Origin of the sequence: Paenibacillus sp. PvR133 (genome assembly GCF_017833155.1) — a bacterium.
GTDB classification, from domain to species: domain Bacteria; phylum Bacillota; class Bacilli; order Paenibacillales; family Paenibacillaceae; genus Paenibacillus; species Paenibacillus polymyxa_B.
Window position 1 is genome coordinate 886,586 of sequence record NZ_JAFIBS010000001.1, and the last position, 17,649, is coordinate 904,234.

Annotated in this window: 19 protein-coding genes and 1 riboswitch; of the genes, 2 read left to right on the forward strand and 17 right to left on the reverse strand. The window is 47.0% G+C overall.

All coding sequences use genetic code 11. The annotated features are described in order from the left end of the window. Positions 1-23: 23 nt before the first annotated feature. Positions 24-209, reverse strand: a riboswitch (cobalamin riboswitch). A 57-nt stretch (positions 210-266) separates the two neighbouring features. The 9 genes from JOE49_RS03900 to JOE49_RS03940 form a co-directional block, all read right to left on the reverse strand. After that, positions 267-821, reverse strand: coding sequence for an LOG family protein (locus JOE49_RS03900; protein ID WP_023990794.1), 555 nt, complete (start codon positions 819-821; stop codon positions 267-269). Between the two features lie 206 nt (positions 822-1,027). Further along, on the reverse strand, positions 1,028-1,879 hold the full coding sequence (locus JOE49_RS03905; protein ID WP_076264515.1) for a uroporphyrinogen-III synthase: 852 nt from the start codon (positions 1,877-1,879) through the stop codon (positions 1,028-1,030). A gap of 101 nt (positions 1,880-1,980) precedes the next feature. Continuing rightward, complete coding sequence (locus tag JOE49_RS03910; protein ID WP_209940597.1) at positions 1,981-3,135, reverse strand: GerAB/ArcD/ProY family transporter; 1,155 nt, start codon at positions 3,133-3,135, stop codon at positions 1,981-1,983. 43 nt (positions 3,136-3,178) lie between these two features. Then, entirely contained in the window at positions 3,179-3,403 is a 225-nt protein-coding gene (locus tag JOE49_RS03915) for a hypothetical protein (protein WP_023990797.1), read from the reverse strand. Next, on the reverse strand, positions 3,396-4,613 hold the full coding sequence (locus JOE49_RS03920; protein WP_160789014.1) for a Ger(x)C family spore germination protein: 1,218 nt from the start codon (positions 4,611-4,613) through the stop codon (positions 3,396-3,398). The genes JOE49_RS03915 and JOE49_RS03920 overlap by 8 nt, the downstream gene beginning before the upstream one ends. Continuing rightward, complete coding sequence (locus JOE49_RS03925) at positions 4,613-6,238, reverse strand: spore germination protein (protein WP_023990799.1); 1,626 nt, start codon at positions 6,236-6,238, stop codon at positions 4,613-4,615. Before JOE49_RS03925 ends, JOE49_RS03920 begins: the two co-directional genes overlap by 1 nt. Before the next feature lie 179 nt (positions 6,239-6,417). After that, positions 6,418-6,756 carry a hypothetical protein gene (locus JOE49_RS03930; RefSeq protein ID WP_028540747.1) on the reverse strand — a complete coding sequence of 113 codons (339 nt, stop codon included), beginning with the start codon at positions 6,754-6,756 and terminating at the stop codon, positions 6,418-6,420. 15 nt (positions 6,757-6,771) lie between these two features. Continuing rightward, positions 6,772-7,485 (reverse strand): pirin family protein, encoded by a 714-nt coding sequence (locus tag JOE49_RS03935; RefSeq protein ID WP_028540748.1) that lies wholly within the window; start codon positions 7,483-7,485, stop codon positions 6,772-6,774. Positions 7,486-7,554: 69 nt separating this feature from the next. Further along, positions 7,555-8,412: a LysR family transcriptional regulator gene (locus JOE49_RS03940; RefSeq protein WP_209940598.1), complete on the reverse strand. Its 858-nt coding sequence runs from the start codon at positions 8,410-8,412 to the stop codon at positions 7,555-7,557. Positions 8,413-8,593: 181 nt separating this feature from the next. Between JOE49_RS03940 and JOE49_RS03945 the strand changes: the two genes are divergently transcribed. Next, a complete protein-coding gene (locus JOE49_RS03945) occupies positions 8,594-9,574 on the forward strand; it encodes a DMT family transporter (RefSeq protein WP_245248341.1) in 981 nt (326 codons plus the stop codon). Positions 9,575-9,670: 96 nt separating this feature from the next. Here the strand turns inward: JOE49_RS03945 and JOE49_RS03950 are convergent, their stop codons facing one another. From JOE49_RS03950 to JOE49_RS03975, 6 genes are all read right to left on the reverse strand, one after another. Next, a complete protein-coding gene (locus tag JOE49_RS03950; protein ID WP_023990804.1) occupies positions 9,671-11,659 on the reverse strand; it encodes a methyl-accepting chemotaxis protein in 1,989 nt (662 codons plus the stop codon). A gap of 154 nt (positions 11,660-11,813) precedes the next feature. Continuing rightward, the gene (locus tag JOE49_RS03955) at positions 11,814-12,221 is read right to left on the reverse strand and encodes a DoxX family protein (RefSeq protein ID WP_028540751.1); all 408 of its coding nucleotides are present in this window, start codon (positions 12,219-12,221) and stop codon (positions 11,814-11,816) included. Positions 12,222-12,338: 117 nt separating this feature from the next. Beyond that, the gene (locus JOE49_RS03960) at positions 12,339-13,199 is read right to left on the reverse strand and encodes a M56 family metallopeptidase (RefSeq protein WP_209940600.1); all 861 of its coding nucleotides are present in this window, start codon (positions 13,197-13,199) and stop codon (positions 12,339-12,341) included. Positions 13,200-13,202: 3 nt separating this feature from the next. After that, the gene (locus tag JOE49_RS03965; RefSeq protein ID WP_023990807.1) at positions 13,203-13,616 is read right to left on the reverse strand and encodes a BlaI/MecI/CopY family transcriptional regulator; all 414 of its coding nucleotides are present in this window, start codon (positions 13,614-13,616) and stop codon (positions 13,203-13,205) included. A gap of 146 nt (positions 13,617-13,762) precedes the next feature. Further along, positions 13,763-14,602, reverse strand: coding sequence for a winged helix-turn-helix domain-containing protein (locus JOE49_RS03970; protein WP_053326318.1), 840 nt, complete (start codon positions 14,600-14,602; stop codon positions 13,763-13,765). Continuing rightward, positions 14,578-14,973 (reverse strand): Fur family transcriptional regulator, encoded by a 396-nt coding sequence (locus JOE49_RS03975; protein ID WP_023990809.1) that lies wholly within the window; start codon positions 14,971-14,973, stop codon positions 14,578-14,580. The genes JOE49_RS03970 and JOE49_RS03975 overlap by 25 nt, the downstream gene beginning before the upstream one ends. Positions 14,974-15,157: 184 nt before the next feature. On the opposite strand from JOE49_RS03975, the gene JOE49_RS26895 reads away from it, so the two are divergent. Then, complete coding sequence (locus JOE49_RS26895; protein WP_071558103.1) at positions 15,158-15,487, forward strand: YczF family membrane protein; 330 nt, start codon at positions 15,158-15,160, stop codon at positions 15,485-15,487. Here the strand turns inward: JOE49_RS26895 and JOE49_RS03980 are convergent. Then, positions 15,377-16,522 (reverse strand): GerAB/ArcD/ProY family transporter, encoded by a 1,146-nt coding sequence (locus tag JOE49_RS03980; RefSeq protein ID WP_025720332.1) that lies wholly within the window; start codon positions 16,520-16,522, stop codon positions 15,377-15,379. The genes JOE49_RS26895 and JOE49_RS03980 overlap by 111 nt on opposite strands. Next, complete coding sequence (locus JOE49_RS03985; protein WP_068938994.1) at positions 16,519-17,628, reverse strand: GerAB/ArcD/ProY family transporter; 1,110 nt, start codon at positions 17,626-17,628, stop codon at positions 16,519-16,521. Before JOE49_RS03985 ends, JOE49_RS03980 begins: the two co-directional genes overlap by 4 nt. Positions 17,629-17,649 lie beyond the last annotated feature (21 nt).

Below are 17,649 nucleotides of genomic sequence, written 5' to 3' on the forward strand. Positions count from 1 at the left end.
CCCATCCTCTCCGCGAAGGTTAACGGTGCATACAGATCAAGGTAGGTCTCCTGGCTTGGCATCAACGGATTCTTTCGTCTTCCCCGTTTTTCACGAGTGACCATTTTAAAAAATCCTCTTCCTTACAGTGGCGGGACCGCTCGGGATTTGCACCCGATTCCCTGTTACCCTTTGCTCAATCGCAAAGGCACCTTGTCTGTCCGCTATTTGATTATGGGTCTTATCATAACCTTGCCTCAATCAGTTGTGCAAGCACGAAAAACGCTTTATTTCAAGTTCTCTGCTTTATTTTTTAACATATGTAGCAATTCGTCCGGGTCCGCAGAGATACTTAATAACGCTGGGTGCTCGGCCCCGGTAAACCCTTCTTGCACGCTATGACGCACCATTTCTACTAACGGGTCAAAATATCCATTCACATTCAACAGCCCAATGGGCTTGCGATGAATCCCGATTTGCGCCCAGCACAATACCTCGAATAGCTCCTCGAAGGTTCCCAAGCCACCCGGAAGAGCGATAAACGCATCGGCCATCTCGCTCATTGCCGCTTTACGCTCATGCATGCTTGCTACCTCAATAAATTCGGTAACTCCCCGATGAATGATCTCTGCATCAAATAACAGGGTGGGCATAATGCCAGTGACCTGACCGTCACCCGCCAGCATTCCATCCGCCACCTCTCCCATCAGCCCCCTGCTAGATCCACCATAGATCAGACGGATATGATGGCGAGCCATGGCTTCCCCCAGCTTGCCTGCAGCCTCAACATATACCGATGAATGTCCAGGTCTGGACCCGGCAAATACGCAAATAGAATTCATTAACGTCTCAGCTCCTGTCCTAAGTATCATGCATCGAAACTTATTCATTATATTAGATAAACATTTTCGCTATAACAAAAATTTTTGTCGATGCATGTCCAACAAAAAAAGATAAAGACCTCGTAGGCCCTTATCTTTATTTTACTCTGTATCCCAAAATATAAGTTCATTTTTTAGCATACTGCATTTATAATTTCTATCTCATTTCAATGACCATTCACGATCTTCAGACCACAGCCATGCACCGAATCGTTATGTTCAAAATATTTACCCAACTCCACCATCATCGCGCCCATGCGCTCTTCGGTTGGAAACACGACTCGGTCAATCCCTTCTTCCACTATGGACTGTGCAGTCACCTTCCCTACGGATACAGCAATCACATCCTCACGAAAAGCTTCCAGTAAATCCTCGATTCGATTTTGCTCTCTGGCATATTGGGCCAAAAATCGGATTTGCGGACCACTTGTGAACGTAACAGCATCAACATTACGATGGATAACATCCTCCAGTAACGTCTGCAATTTTGCTTCCTCAGGTGGGATATGCTTATAAGGAAGTACCTGGCGGGTCACTGCCCCCTGCTCGTCCAGCCACTTTACCAACCGTGGAGCTGGATCGCCATGCAGTTGCAACAATACTTCCTTCCCCTTCAGATCGTATGGGGCGAAAGCTCCTGTCAATCCGATCAAACTTCCGTCCTCGTCTCGTACTGCTGGCGTAAAGCCACGCTTTTTGAGTCCATTGACCGTCTTGTAGCCCCGCGCTGCAATGTTGGAAGATTGCAGCAACTCCATGATCTGTTCGGCCACGCCCATATCCTCTGCCATATCAAACAGGGCATCCAGCCCCATACCTGTCGTGAAGATGTACCAGTCCGGAGGGTGCTTCACCCACGATACAACAGCGTTGCGCAGCTCGATATCATCCAAAAAAACGGTGCCCTGGGCCGGGCGCTGTACTGGCTCACCCCCCATCTTCACAACTAGCAGCGCCATTTCTTCTGCTTTACGGGGACCAGCAAGAGCGACTCTCTTACCTGCCATGCGTTGTGCCATTCTGTTGCCTCCCTTGTAGAAGTCGTATTTCTTTCTACCAAGTATACAATCAGAGGGGTAAAAGACAAATAAGAATTACTTTTCCGATAAATACAGTAATCTTATAAGTGGTCGTGTCCTGTTCTGCCTCCATGCTGGCTTTCTTTCTGACTACTGCTATCCCGCTCTCCGTTAGATGCCTTATCATCTCCGCCTCTCCCTTTAGATTTGGGTCGGAGCAACATCCATAGCAACAAGGGCATGATAACAAAAAAAATGATCATCACCGCGGTCCACTCCCGGCTGAAATCATAAATTTGCACGATGTTGGAGAACAGCATAAACGAACAGACGTAACCCAACAAACCTACGGGCCAAACCATCAGACTTCCCCATGCATGGGCAAACATACGCTTTACTGCCAAACTGGTAACGTACAGGTCAACCCCAATCTTCGTAAGAAAGGTCGGTACGGTCAGTGCGGCCACGAACAAGTCGAACCGATCCAGAAAGTCCGTTAGCTGCAATTGACGCACTAGTTCATAGGATGGATAAAATAGCCGGGACAAGATAGGAACACCAATAACCAACTCCGACAGCAACATCAGCATGGTCAGAAATGCGGTTCCGAGCAAATGCCCATACCACGCACTACGCCCATTATAGCTCTTCCCAGAAATCACAAAGGGAACCATCATGATATCGGCCATATATCCCAGCATGCGCCAGCTGCCCTTGATCACTCCATCTACTTCCGGATGTAAATAGGGTCTCAGTACCGAAAAATCCATATTACGCCCGAAAAAAAGCGGCATGGTCAGCAGCGTCAGAATCAACAAAGGTACAAAAATCTCGGTCATATTCACGATGGTGCTTATTCCGCCTTTGGCCATAAACGCCAGAGTCAAAAGCAAAATAAGAGATACGACAACAATCGGAGTCAGCGGCAAAAGTACAACCTCCACCAAATCCGTGATAACTCTCAAATCCCTTGCAAAAATGATCAGAAATAAAATAAGGTAGACTGCAAGCAGCATCCGTCCTAGCACAGGGTGAAAGCTCACCATGGCCTGCATCAGGTCCTGATCAGGAAAACGCCGCTTGAGTCTCAACATGGCCCAAATCGGCAAGCATAGCACGATAGCTGCAATTACACAGGTCCAGTAGGCATGTTGATTCGCGTAATCTGCTGCCTGCGCCGGAGCATGTATAAGGGTAATAGCGACCTCCATCAATACACCAAGCAGCACGATTTGTCTGGTTGTGAACTGTCTCATGCAGGTACATCCTCCTTTTGCCCGCAGGCATCCATTACACGATTTACAACGTAGGGGGGAGCCACATGTCAATAAAACGGGCCAGCCATGTAGCCACATAAACAGTGCTCTTCGTTGATGTTCCGTAAATCCAGACACCAATGCTAATGACATACAATACGCGTGAGATCCAGCGATTGACGGCAGGCGCATCCCTAATACTTTTGCGGTCAATCAGATACATGAAGAGCATAGCCAGCAATAAAGGTAATAGAAATACTTTATTCATTCTGGATTTGCTCCTTTTTGACCCCGAATGGTTTGGTGACTGCACCGATATTTTCAATATGCACGACCGGATCTATAGTGACCTCCACCTTGGGATACAGTTGATCCCATTGAGGTTTAATCCGTTCCCATTCATCCGGATGACTCGTAATAATAGCCCGGCCCAAACCAAGTACGTCTGAGTGATATTTTTGCTGGATCACCTTGACACCCTCTCCCAGCTCCCTCTTAATTTCCTCGGCTGTCTGCTGTTCCAGCCACTTCAAATTTTCCTCGTTGGAAATATCGAAATCCGTCTCATTTTCCTTCACATTCCCGTTACAGTTCATATGAACGGTCATGCGAATATCGTTCCCACGAATATATGGCTTGATATGGACATTATTTTCGATGAGGTGTACAGATATGTAGCCTCTACCTTTGGGAGGGTGGATAAATATTTCTGTCTCCTTGGCTTGCTCCATACCCAAAAGCAGAAACCGACTGAGGTGGTTATCTATAATCCCTGTTAACCTGTCTTTGCGAAACACAGCCAGTCCATCGACCTGAATATTCGTCTTCTTGTCTTTAAGGTTAGAAGGCCCATTCTTCACCAGAGACATCACCGGCACCACCGGGTCAATGCCATCCAGCAGGACGGAATTTATCAGCAGCTTAATAGAACGAGGTTTTTTCATATAGGAATAGTTGAGCTCACGCACCATTTCTGCCGGATATTGCTCAATCGGGGCATCTGCCTGAAGCACTTCCATCGCTGATCCCTTCGTAATAACAACCAGGGAAGACAGACGGTTTTGCGGAATACGCGCCAGTACATCCATCATTTTGTTAATCCCTTCCCGCGCCAGCGTCTCACCGAACAGCAGCACCCGTCGATGGGAGTAATTCAGCGTTCGCGAAACCGCACGCTGTTCCTCGGTGCTTGCTCCCCGGAAGCTTGGACCTGTTTTGGACTCCAGGTAGTAGGACTTCGTACCGCTTGTACCTCCCCCTCCTCCTGTGCTGCCCGAAGATCCAAGTTGTCCGGGCAAAGCGATTTGCATCGTTACCCGATATTGATCGCCTTCTTTATCCAGACCCGTACCCATCACAAAGGCCACATCGTTCACTTCACGGCGATCCCAGCATCCTCCCAAAAGAACAGAACAAAGCAGCAGACAACAGAGCACAGCCGCTTTACGTATTTGTTGTGCATCGGATTTGGGCTTCATCACCATCCCTCCTCGGTTGTAGGCGATCCATTCATCTTTTCCTTCGCTCGTTTGTTGTTGTCTTTACCAATCCAGGAAGGACGTTTAGTCATTTTCCACCAAGGCGCACGAACGACGATATCCTTTTGATCCATATGTTTGTATGGGCTATATCCGCTCATATAAGGAACACCAAACGATGTTAGCTTGGTTAGATGCGTAGCAATCAGCGTTGTCGCAATAATGATCCCAAACAATCCGAATAATCCCGCCATCAGCATAATTGGAAATCGTAGCAGACGAACCGTGATGGCAAAGTTAAAACGCGGGATGGTAAACGACGCAATACCTGTGAGCGACACAATAATGACCATCGGGGCCGATACAATCCCTGCTTGTACAGAGGCCTGACCGATGACGAGCGCTCCAAGGATACTGACAGCCTGACCGACCGTTTTGGGGAGACGAATCCCCGCTTCTCGTAACGCTTCAAAGGAAATTTCCATCATTAGTGCTTCCACCAAAGCGGGGAAAGGGATAGACTCACGTGCTGCCGCAATACTCAAAATAAGCGTCGTCGGCAGCATATCATGATGATAGGTCGTCACCGCTACATATAATGCAGGCAGAAACAGAGCCAATATGAGAAAAAGAAAACGAATCCAGCGCACCATATTACTGATAAAAAAGCGCTCATAATAGTCTTCGCTCGCTTGCATCATCTGCCACATCGTGACTGGCCCAATCAGGGCAAAGGGCGTTCCGTCTACAAAAATAGCAAAACGTCCTTCCAATAATTGCGCAGTGACGGTATCCGGGCGTTCGGTGTATTCCATTTGCGGAAACGGCGAAAACGGGTGATCCTCAATCAGTTCCTCAATATATCCAGTCTCCAGAACACCATCAATTTTAATATCGCTAAGCCTTTTTTTAACATCCTCCACCAGCTTTGGATCTATGATCCCTTCAATATAAGTAAGGACGACGCTCGTTTGAGTTTCTGTTCCGATGGTCATGCTGTACATCTTGAGCTTGGAGGTTTTCAGTTTGAAACGTAACAGTGCCGTATTGACGCGAAGTGTCTCTGTGAATCCTTCACGCGGTCCACGAATAACCGATTCGGTCTGCGGTTCCTCCACTCCACGGCGGACACCCCCCTTGGCGCTAAAAATATACGCACGAGGCGTGCCATCTACAAACAAGGCGGCATTGCCGTCCAGTATCGCTGCCGATACCATCTTCCATTCGTCCATCGTTTTGGTCTGGGACATGGAGATACGAGTTTCATCCAGCGGCTCCAATTTGCCGTTCACTTCAGGGTCCTTGAGCATCATGCCCAGAATGACAGGCCGCAGAATATGGTCCTGCAAATCCTCCGATTTTACCGTACCTTCAAAATAAGCCAATAACCCTTTGCGTTCAGGGGAAATCATGAGCTCTCGATAGACGATATCAGAGCAATCCTTGAAAATATCACGCAAAGCAATCAAATTGTCTTCCACACTGCTACGCAGCGGCTGTTCCAGCCATGAAGACTCAGGCAGTCCTTTAGGCACATTGAAATTTCGTGTCTTGCGGTCTGCGGCTGGAATCGCTCGCCGGCTCCACGGTGGCTTCGGCAACTTTGGAAAGCGCCCTTTCTTCATCCTTATTCCCCCTTTACGAATGAGCCGAACAGATAATATGACATATAGGATGTACCAGCCTGCAAAGGATTATGTATCCAATGAACTCAACATGTTGAACAGATAACAAAAAGACCCTGCACTGATGCAGGGCCTTCGAAAATCCATTATAAATCTGGAAATTTATGATAAAGGAATGATTAATCTCCCCAATACTCCTCGGGATGGTATTCAATCTCAGAACTAGCTTTGAACGTAAGCTCATCTGTCTGATCATGATATTCCACGCTTTCCGGGGTGACGTAATACCAATGCTTCACCACGGGTCCATCGTCTACCGGCGTTACAAAACGAAATACGTTCAACTCCCCGCTATAACGCACAATCGCCTCCGCCGTCTCATGCGGCAGTCCTTGAAGCGTAAAGCGAAACACGCCGTCCGCCGATTCCAAATGGCAATCGAAAACCTGCTTGCGGCTGTCAGCAAAGCTACGTCCCGTGACGGCATGCTTGATCAGCCATGTTTCCTGCTGCGCCATTGTGCGCACCTCCTTTTAGGGCAAATCAATCAACATATAAAAAACAGAATCTTCTGCTTTCAGTGAGAGCTTCGGCTCCTGCTCAATACGAGCGGAATCGCGTCCTTGCAGAATATGTTCACCGTTCACACGCAGCGAGCCTTCGATGACGAATAGGAACACGCGCCGACCCTCGGCCTGTGTGAATTCTACTTGCTCTCCAGGCTGAAGCTTGCTTAAATAAATCGTTAAATCCTGATTGATTGCAGCTATTTCACCCTCTGTGCCTGGTACGCGCTTTCCGGCAACGACAGGCAGAAGCTGACCGTGAAGACGCTCAGGATTGAACGCTGTAGCCTCATATGACGGTTTCAGGCCTCTCGTATGCGGGCTAAACCACAATTGCAGTAGACTGACATCCTCCGTTTGTGAAGCGTTGTGCTCCGTATGAATGATGCCGTGGCCCGCTGACATTCGCTGAATGCCTCCAAAACGGGTCACCGCTACATGTCCACGGTTGTCTTCATGACGCAATTCCCCATACAGCACAATCGAAACAATCTCCATATCACTGTGCGGATGCGCCCCAAATCCCCGTCCCGGTGCGATGACATCGTCATTACAGACACGCATAGGACCAAACGCTGTATTGTTCTCATCCTGATACTCCGCGAATGAAAAGCTGTGACTCCCCCGCAGCCAGCCCTTATCGAAGCTGAATCGGGAAGCCGCCGGATATATTGTAAACATAATAGCCCTCCTTCAGGAAGAAAAATGAGATCAAATCCCTCTCATTGTACCCGAGCCCAAGCAATAAAGCTACGCCTCTGTCTGAGTGATAATCTCGTCTATAAAAGACTGCAAAGTACTGGTAACAAAGGCTTCCTTACGCCGGATAAACACCGTTGTTACTTCATTGTACGGCTCAGGCATCGCATGACCGCAGACAAGGCCTTGAGCCACCAGCCCGCTGATCGAAGATTCGGGAAAAACGGTCATTCCAATACCAGCCGCCACACTGCCGATAATTGTCTCAAATGTCCCAAACTCCATAATCTGCTTGGGAATAATCCCCTCCATCTTGAGCCAGGTTTCCAGCCGTCCCCGGTAGCCGCAACCTTTTTTATACAGCAGGAGTGGACGGGTTGTAAAATCCTCGACAGAAAAGTCATCTCCTTGGGATACGAGGACCAGTTTTTCCTGAAACACATCAAACTGTTCAATCATCGGATGCTTGACCGGCCCGGTCACAAAAGCTCCATCCAGCCGCATTTCTGCAACCTCCTGCACCAGAGACTCTGTAACCCCGGCCTTGAGGGACAACTCGACATCCGGGTACTTGCTATAGTAAGCATGTAAAATGGCCGGGAGGGCAATGACAGTCTCCACAATGCCAATCTCCAGCACCCCCGAAGGTGCAGAGGTATTCTGAAACGCATGTTTCATTTCCTCGAATTGCGATAAAATGCTTTTCGTATATTGCAGCAGACGCTTGCCCTCGGCATTGAGGATCATTCCCCGCTTATGTCTATTAAATAAAGGCGTTTGCAGTTCCTTTTCGAGCAGCTTGATTCTGGCCGTTACATTGGACTGGACATAGCTAAGCTCGGCTGCAGCCTTGCTGACACTGCCATGCGCAGCCACCGTCTGGAAAATGTTTAAATCGTTCAGATCCACTACTGCTCCCCCTTATTGTGAAGGACAAGGGGCCATCAAAATTGACGCGCCTTGTCACTTATTATCATTTTAAATGATCATAATGTTTATTTTCAATCATTTTACCAACAGCTTCCTATCCTTTATGATGTGTCCATAAGATATGTCCGCTGAGACCGGCAAGGAGGAGCTTTTGTACACCATGAACAGACAAATCATGACCGGATCTTTATTATGCCTAATCGCCAGTATGTCCTGGGGCGCGATGTTTCCGGTTTCGCACATTGCATTACAACATATCAATCCACTGTACTTTTCGTTTTTGCGCTATTTATCGGTTACACTCATTTTAGTCGTGCTATTGTGGCTCAAAGAGGGACGGACAGCATTTCGCTTTGAGGGCAAGGGCAAGACGTTGTTATTCTTCGGGACCATGGGATTCACCATTTATAATATGGCCGTTTTCCAGGGACAGCACGCGATGGGGGCAGCAGGTACTCTCGTAGCCTCTATAATGGAAGTTCTAATGCCGATGATTTCCATTGCGATGGTGTGGATCATGACCCGTAAAATGCCTCCGAAATATACACTAATCAGCATGGTGATTGCGCTGGCTGGGGCTTTACTGGTGATCACGAACGGAAAATGGACCTTTTTCACGCTTGCCGGACAACATTTACTACCGCTGCTGCTTATTTTCGTAGGCGTCGTCGGATGGGTCGTATATTCCATGGGAGGCAGCCATTTTGCAGGATGGTCTACTCTTCGGTATTCAACTCTAACCTGCCTGCTCGGAACTCTCGTCTCCTTCGTAGTCGTCACATTTGCCTCTGCTTTCAACTGGATTGTGGTACCGGACTGGCAGGCTGTGTGGTCAGTTAAATACGAAATGAGCTTTATGATCCTGCTTCCAGGGCTAGCTGCCCTGCTTAGCTGGAATGCCGGAATCCGAAAGCTGTCTCCACTGAACGGAATTCTATTTATTAACTTTGTACCGATTACCACGCTGGTACTCATGTACTTCCAAGGTTATGCTATTAGCCGTTTTGAACTATTTGGGACAGTGCTAGTCATTTTCGCACTGATTCTGAACAATATGTTTCAGAGAAGTTCGCTGCGTCCTTCCGACAGCTCACGGAATTTCCGTTTCCGCCTGGATCGCCGCAAGTCCTTCCAACGTTAACTTCTAACTCTGCAAACCAAAAATTATGCTAAAACATTTAAAAAAAAGCGCCTGGATACAGAGTACAATCTCCTGTATCCGGCGCTTTTTATCATTTTAAGATTTTCCTTCAACCTGAAACCGTCCAACCAGTTCGCGCAATTCCTCTGCCATTTGGCTCAGGTCCGCTGTAGATGAAGCAATTTCTTCTATAGAAGCGAGCTGTTGCTCAGCTGCCGCTGAGATCGACTCGGTGTTGCTCGCTGCCTCGTCCGAAATGTGGGAGATATCGCTCATAATATCTACGACACCTACAGTCCCCCGTGCCATTTCCTGAGTCACTCCGGTAATGTCATTGATATGCTCCATAGCTCGTTCCACGGCCTGGCTGATTTCCGCAAAGGATTGCTCAGACGTGGTTACCGAATCAATGCCTTCCGTCACCCGTGTCCGCGCTTGATGCATAGCACCCAGAGCATGATTCATATCCACCTGCATCGCTTCAATGCGCTCCGAGATCAAGGTAGCCGATTTGGCGGATTCCTCAGCTAGCTTACGCACCTCCGTAGCGACCACGGCAAATCCCTTACCATGATCCCCAGCGCGTGCGGCCTCAATGGACGCATTCAGAGCTAACAGATTGGTCTGTTTAGCGATACCGGATATAACGCTGATAATATTCACGATTTCACCGGAGCGCTCATTGAGGGAGTCCATGGCCTGTCCGAGATCGTTAACGGTCTCGTCGATGTCATGCATCTTCTGTACAGCCTGCGTAGCAGCCTTGCTACCCTCCTGAGCCGACTCGGCGTTCATCTTCACATGTTCAGATACGCCCAGCATACGCTCGGATACGTTCGCTGCTTGCTGAGCAAGCTCCTCCATATGTACAGAGCCGTGCTTGACGCTCTGCACCTGACGTTCGCTGCCCACAGCTACTTCCTGGATAGCAATGGTGACATGCTCAATCGCTTGGGTCGTCTGATCTGCACCCGCAGCCAGCTCCTCCGCTGAAGAACTTACCCGATCTGTCGTTTCGTGTACGCTTCGAATCATCGTGCGCAAACTATCGACCATAGTTTGGAAGTGAGAAGACAATTCGCCTACCTCATCCGTTTTTCCAGTTTCCAAATCGCCCGTCAAATCTCCTTCACTGATTCGTTCAGCTGATTTTTGCAGCTTACGAATCGGTACCAGAACAGAACGGGTGATCAGGAAAATCGCGATAAGCGCAATCACCAATGAGGCAGCCAACACAAAAATGGTTACATAACGTATGGCAGCGGTGGCATCGCTAATCTCGGATTGATAGAAGGTACCTGCTATTTTCCAGCCGGTATCTTTATTCGTTACATAGTTCAGGTACTTCTCTTGGCCTTCATACACATATGTATACTGCCCGCTCTGCGCAGCATACATATCATTTATAAAGCTTGCATCAAGAGATGTACCCGGCTTAGCCGTAGGGTGGACTACAAATTTTTTCGTATGATCCAAAATGATGATATACCCCTCCTGGCCGACTTTGATGGAGGCCAGTTTGCGTACACTTTCCAGATTTAGAGAAATCCCGATAACCCCGGACTGGTCGGAAAGCGTCTGAGATACCACCACAACAGGAATACCCGATGAATTGATGATAACAGGGGTGATCGCTACCTTACCGGGTTGCTTCATCGCTTCGATGTACCATGGCCGTGTGCGAGGATCAAATGTCCCTTCGTCCTCCTTGGGCACCCCCCGAATCATCAGCCCGTCCGGTGTTCCAACAAAAATATCCGTCGCATCTTCGTGCAAGCCCTTGTATTGAATCAGTTTGGGCTGAATCAATGGGCTGTTTCGACCATCTATCATTGAGGCGTCCAGACGCTCCGCCAAATACTTCGCATCTTTAATTTTACTGGCGATTGCATATTCAATAATCGAGTTAGCCGTCGCTACACCCTGATTTGCACTGCTGTAGAGCTGTTTTTCCATAGCATTATATGATGATTTATAGGTCGCAATGGAAATACTTAAGCTCGGAATCAGCAAAACAAGCAAAAAGCCTAAACTTAGCTTGTTCCTGAGTGTCCATATAGTTTTTCTCTTTCGCGTTGTTCCCATGTTTTTTCCCCTTTGCTCATAAAACGATATATTTGAATTACATTCAGTGTTAGTTATATCGGTTGAAAGTAACAAATGATTTACAATAAAATTTCACAAAGGAGAAAAACAAAAACCGCGCCCTATGAGACTAAGGACGCGGTTATATGAACATTTAGACCTGTACGTTACTGTTTTCAGCCTTTTTACGGCCAAATAACTGATCCACTGCCAGAAAACGTCCACCGACAAGCGCTTGCTGAAGGCTGGTGAACAGAATCAGCAGATCAAATTCAATCGAGCCAAAAGGCTGTCCTTTTTTAGCGGTTAGCAATACACCGATCATAACGATGGTCAATGCCGCTCCAGCCAGTCGTGTTCCGATACCCAGAACCAGTGCAATACCCCCAACCAGCTCAACCGTGGCGACCACAGGAGCCATCCAACCAGGGAGTCCGATGCTTTGGAAGAAGCCAGAGGTTCCGTCTAATCCCTGAAACTTTTGTGCACCGTGAACGATAAAAATAACCCCTGTAAAGATTCGTACCAACAACAATCCAATATTCATAAGCGTTTGATTCATTTGCTCATCTCCTTTTAAGTTGTATAAAAATCCTGTAACAAACTACATAGTGTAGTGTATTGCACATCAAGTATCGGGAGCGCGAAAAGCGCCACCCGTAGGAAACATCTTACCCAACTAGATTAGCGCCAGTGCGAACATAAGTGTCAGCATCACTAGCACATAGCTGGAAAACATAATCGAACGCCAAGGCATTTGAATGACAGGTTCTTGCTGAGGGTCTAAAATACGAGAGATACGATAATTAATGGACGTTTCTGCAAACGAGGAACAAGCGGCGGAGTTTACCAGGCGAGTATTGGCAGGCGTCATACTCAGAAGCTTGAGCAATGCGCTCCCAATCCCAACTGGTGAACCAGCTCGATGAATCGCTTCGTTATCAGCCAAAATTTCACGGGCCGTCTTATAATGATTGGTAATGTGACGCAGCACCGGCAAGTAAAATAGCTGTTTAGCACACACTTGCAGCAACCATGTCTTCAACGGATCATAATGTTTCATATGATAGGCTTCATGGTATATGACCGCTTCTTCCTCGTGCTTGTCCAGTACGGACAATAGTGCAGAGGACAATACAATACGTGGCTTCCATAATCCCATGGTGAAGGCGGCTGGCTTGGCATAATTAATGACCCATATCCGATCGGTCCCGAGTTCACGATATCGCTCACCCAGTGCTTCAGTCAGCGGCAGGTCACGCATTCGGTGCAGTCTGCGAAAAGCTGCCCTGGTAGCCATACACTGTCTGACTGCTTCTCCTCCGGCGATAGTGAAGGTAACGAGAACCAGCCCGCTGAGTGCATCCACCATATAGCCGATTCCGTAGTGCTGCAACAAACTTCTGCATATTTGAAACACGTTATAATTCAATTTCCAGCCGAAAACATGCTGCCCGGCGTACATACCCATCTGTATAAGGGCGAAACCCGAAATCAAGGCGCCTGCTGTAAACAGTAATTTAGAACGTGTTTTCCACATCGTCTACATATCCTTTTTCCATTGTTTAATTTTTTGTTCCAGACGTTCGATCAACTTCGGATCGGCCACCTCCAGAGCATCAATCATATGATTGACAGCAAGCGGACCAAATTCATCAACCAATTCGTGACTCAGTCCCTTGGATTGCTCATCCATGAACTCATCCCTGCTTAATACTGGACGATATAAAGACGTTCTCCCACGTATACTCTTACTCAGTATTCCCTTTTCCACTAAACGGTTCATCACGGTCATTACCGTATTGAAGTTAAAGTCCCGATCCCCCTCCAACGCGGTCTGCACTTCTTTGATACTCCGATCCGAAGTGGACCATAAAATATCCATAATTTTGGCTTCCAGAGGTCCGAAAAATCGGTTAAGCCCGGTTTCGCCAGCTTTAAAATTCAGTCGTTTCATAAGAAGCACCTCACACTACCGATTGTAGTGTATATATCCGGATAAAGTCAACCGTCACACCTAATGTCAGTTTCTTCATGGAATCATATACAAACCGCCGAATGTCTCCATCCGGCGGAAATTCATCGGTATTCATAGCTTTTAGTTCAATCTGCCAATCTGTATCCTACACCTCTTACGGTTGCAATATATTCAGGTTCTGCAGGTCGATCATCCAGCTTCTTGCGCAAACTTTTGACATGCACATCTACAACGTTGCTGCCTCCTACAAAATCCGTCTCCCAGATATCGTGCATCATTTGCTCACGGGAGATCACTTTGCCTTGAGCATCAATCAGCTTCAGCAGCAAATCGTATTCTGTTTTAGTCAGATTCAATTGACTCTCTTCTTTATATACCAGCATTTTATCTCGGTCAATCCAGATGTCCTTGAATACCGTACGACGGCTGGCTTGCGCTACCTGACGGGAAGCGGCAGGATGGCGTACAATCATCCGTTCAATGTCATGCACCATATGATTGGCAGCCAGCGGCCACACCAGCACCTCTTCCGAAGGAAGCAGCTCATGCGCATGTACAGACATCCGATCCTGTACCACATACATAACCGGTGTGTCTTTCATATGTTCTACCTCAAGACGATTGCGGATATCCAGTAATTCACTCTGTGGTTCGGTGGCGGTCAAATCGTAAATCAACAAATCGCTTCCCAGATGACGCTGCACTTCAGGCTCCCAGCGATGAAAAACCATCACATCAAAACACGCATCTGACAACGTACGCACCAACCCATGAACTACACCCGGTACCGAACTGATCAGAATGATACGACGTGTAGTCGGACAATACAAAGGCTCATTGGAGGGAACGGTCTGCAACGTAGGTGTAGAGGGAGCTGCTAACATCGATGTCCAACTGCCCTTCACCCGTCTAGGCATGTCAGCCACTTTGAAACGATTCGTTATCTGATTCGCTTGCTTTGACATTCCTTACACACTCCTCCGAATACGACATGGGCATGGGCAATATTATACCCCGTTTCATGCGCAACCGTGTCAATCCAATCATGTGGGACTTCACTCATTACTTCATCTACTCGGCCGCATACCTGACAAATAATATGCTGATGATCGTCCATCCGTCCATCATAACGACTAGCAGCTTCCCCCAGCTTCAATTCACGGATTAATTCCTTATCCGTCAAATAACGTAGGGAATTATATACTGTTCCATAGGCCAGATTATATCCGCGCTCCATCAACCGATTCATAACATCAGCCGCAGTAGGATGATCGTGGGCTTCACGAACCACATCATATACCGCTTGGCGCTGCGAAGTTAAATTTAAAGTTCTCATACCGCATCTCCCTTAACCAACGCAGATTATATTAATTACAAAATTACAATCACAATAAAGATCAATTTAGAATAAGTATAAATCTTAATTTATTTCAAGTCAATGGGATCGGATAAATTGAACGGCTTTGCAACACAATGTATACATGGTACATCTCAGCCCATACACATCGGAGGAATATTTTATGAAAATACTGTGGATATTCACCCTCTTTATGATACTTATGCTCGGCACCAATCTGCTAGTGAACTGGCTATTCGGTACTCATACCCCATGGGAGCCCATGGCATTGGCTTTTAGTACTATGCGTCCATCCGAATATATCGTCTTGTCAGGAATGCTGCTCGTATTCTTTGTGACCGTGGCAAAAAAACAAATTGAGTACGGATTTCGCTTCCTTTTTTCACGATGGTCCCGTTTTCTGAAAGTTTCCGCTTCTTCCTCGGGTTCTAACTCTGCTTCGATGCAAAAGAGCGGCCAAAAAGAGCAGCAAGGGAAAGATGTAAACAAATAACGGATGAATATAAATAAACGATAATCGTCCAAAAGCAAGGTGCTCAATCATGCTGGGTGTTTGCACCTGTGACCACAGTAAGACAATGATCCCGACAAAAAGTAGTGTTTTCCGGTAGGGGAGGTTAAAAATATCGGAGATCCCGAGCACCGCAGCATAGAAGAACAGGGCAATTTTAAAAAAATCGCCGATAATCATCGTCATCAGAACAATCACATCCAGACGCTGTAAATATTCTGAAAACTGTACATTCCCAAATGTGCTGAGTAAAGGAAAGATGGAGCGCTGTGCAATGTCAGTGCCCATAACAGCCACATTTAGTATTGCGGCTTCAGCTAAAACGAGACCACCTACGATAATGCCCGCATAGCCTGTTCTGGCCATCTGCGACGTTTTTTCCAAATGGGGCACGAACATCATAAAACAAATCATTTCTGCGTATGGAAATGCCAAATGTTCCCTAATGGCTGAATGAAGCACAGATTTAAAGCCATGCTCCATCACCGGCGTCAGCTCATGCAAATGAATGCTGTCCGATAAAATCAACAGTACATTCCCCACAAAAATGACGGTCACCACTGCAATAAGCATTATTTGTCCTGTTCGAGCTAATACTTCAAATCCTAACCAAAGGACATACATTACGCACAAAACCATAAGGAAGGCAACGACCAGGTTGGGCGTTTGCTCCAGTACGGAAATACGAATCAGCTCTGTCTCATCGCGCAAATTCCCACCTGTTAGAAATAAAAAAAACAAAATATATAATACTCCCATGACTGTTCCACATGTATGACCGACCAATTCGCTAGCATAGGTTGTGAGAGGCTTACCAGGGAACGTTTCAGCTGTGTAGCAGTACATTCGGAACAATACCATACCCAGAATCATAGCAACGAGTTGAATAATCCATGTGTCCCGCTGCATATAACTATCCATATTAATGGTGACTGCGTTCCCAATCAGAAAATGAAACATAAGAATGAGCAGTTGTCCGGTGCTGATGTATGTTTTGTTTTCAAGACGATGACTCACGAGGCATACCCCTTTCTTTTTTTGTTGCGGATCTTTTTCAGCCATGACACCATAAGCAACAAGAAAGGAAAAAACACAGCAAATACCGGAAACATCCATTTCAGTACAAACTCGCCTGTTGCAAGATGTTCTTGATAACCTTGGGTCATCAACACGCAAGAAACAAGCATGATAAGCCCAAACGGCAGGATCAGTTTATGGTACGAAACACGCAATACATCTTCAGCAGCCTTAACCGCTGCATAATAGAAAATAAAAATTTTAAAAAAATCAAAAATAATGACAGTCATGACCCCAATTACATCCACTCTATCGACGAAATCTGATATTTCGACCTTGCTGATCATAGAAAGCAGCGGGTAAGTGGCCCGTTTGAATACGTCCTCCCCAAGCACAACCACATTTGACAGTGTAACAAAAGACAGGATTGCGCCTCCCAACAATACAGCGGTGACCCCAACCCCGTTGGCACGGTAGCTTTTCTTTAATGTGGGAAGGATCATCGCAAACGTGACCATCTCACCGTATGGCAACATCAAGGCTTGTGAATAAACAACCTCCCATATCGGCTGCCAGCCATGCTGGGCAATAGGAAATATATTGCTCATATGAACAATACCTGACAATAAAATCATGATATTCGTAGCGCAGCCCAGCAGCAGCAGCAAGAATAACAGCATAAGTCCCGTCCGGCCTGCGACCTCAATTCCCAAATGCATCACATACATGACAAGACCAATCATCAGGACACAGACGATAGTTAACGGCGTATGCTGTAATGTCCGATCGGCAATCAGTATTCCAGTATCTCGAAGATCGCGTGCTCCGCCGTAAAGAAAAAACACAATATATAAAAAGGCAAGCACGCTCCCAGCAGTTTTGCCTAGGAGCACCTTGCAGTACTGTGTCATGAGCAGGTCGGGAAAGTGGCGGTGAAGGCTGCCGTAGCATAGAAAAAGTAGGGCTCCCAAACCTGTGGCGATAAGAATAGCAATCCACGCATCCTTGCCCGCATCTCTTCCGGGAATAGACATCATGGACGTCCCCAACTCAAACAGCATCATCAGGGAAATCATCTCTTTTGCGTCGATTTGTATCTTTTTCAATGCCTTCCCTCCTTTCCCGAT

What these genes read in the sequence shown, in the direction of transcription:
- JOE49_RS03900 (WP_023990794.1), bottom strand. Translation starts at nt 821, where the DNA reads ATGAATTCTATTTGCGTATTTGCCGGGTCCAGACCTGGACATTCATCG.
- JOE49_RS03905 (WP_076264515.1), bottom strand. Translation starts at nt 1,879, where the DNA reads ATGGCACAACGCATGGCAGGTAAGAGAGTCGCTCTTGCTGGTCCCCGT.
- JOE49_RS03910 (WP_209940597.1), bottom strand. Translation starts at nt 3,135, where the DNA reads ATGAGACAGTTCACAACCAGACAAATCGTGCTGCTTGGTGTATTGATG.
- JOE49_RS03915 (WP_023990797.1), bottom strand. Translation starts at nt 3,403, where the DNA reads ATGAATAAAGTATTTCTATTACCTTTATTGCTGGCTATGCTCTTCATG.
- JOE49_RS03920 (WP_160789014.1), bottom strand. Translation starts at nt 4,613, where the DNA reads ATGAAGCCCAAATCCGATGCACAACAAATACGTAAAGCGGCTGTGCTC.
- JOE49_RS03925 (WP_023990799.1), bottom strand. Translation starts at nt 6,238, where the DNA reads ATGAAGAAAGGGCGCTTTCCAAAGTTGCCGAAGCCACCGTGGAGCCGG.
- JOE49_RS03930 (WP_028540747.1), bottom strand. Translation starts at nt 6,756, where the DNA reads ATGGCGCAGCAGGAAACATGGCTGATCAAGCATGCCGTCACGGGACGT.
- JOE49_RS03935 (WP_028540748.1), bottom strand. Translation starts at nt 7,485, where the DNA reads ATGTTTACAATATATCCGGCGGCTTCCCGATTCAGCTTCGATAAGGGC.
- JOE49_RS03945 (WP_245248341.1), top strand. Translation starts at nt 8,594, where the DNA reads ATGAACAGACAAATCATGACCGGATCTTTATTATGCCTAATCGCCAGT.
- JOE49_RS03950 (WP_023990804.1), bottom strand. Translation starts at nt 11,659, where the DNA reads ATGGGAACAACGCGAAAGAGAAAAACTATATGGACACTCAGGAACAAG.
- JOE49_RS03955 (WP_028540751.1), bottom strand. Translation starts at nt 12,221, where the DNA reads ATGAATCAAACGCTTATGAATATTGGATTGTTGTTGGTACGAATCTTT.
- JOE49_RS03960 (WP_209940600.1), bottom strand. Translation starts at nt 13,199, where the DNA reads ATGTGGAAAACACGTTCTAAATTACTGTTTACAGCAGGCGCCTTGATT.
- JOE49_RS03965 (WP_023990807.1), bottom strand. Translation starts at nt 13,616, where the DNA reads ATGAAACGACTGAATTTTAAAGCTGGCGAAACCGGGCTTAACCGATTT.
- JOE49_RS03970 (WP_053326318.1), bottom strand. Translation starts at nt 14,602, where the DNA reads ATGTCAAAGCAAGCGAATCAGATAACGAATCGTTTCAAAGTGGCTGAC.
- JOE49_RS03975 (WP_023990809.1), bottom strand. Translation starts at nt 14,973, where the DNA reads ATGAGAACTTTAAATTTAACTTCGCAGCGCCAAGCGGTATATGATGTG.
- JOE49_RS26895 (WP_071558103.1), top strand. Translation starts at nt 15,158, where the DNA reads ATGAAAATACTGTGGATATTCACCCTCTTTATGATACTTATGCTCGGC.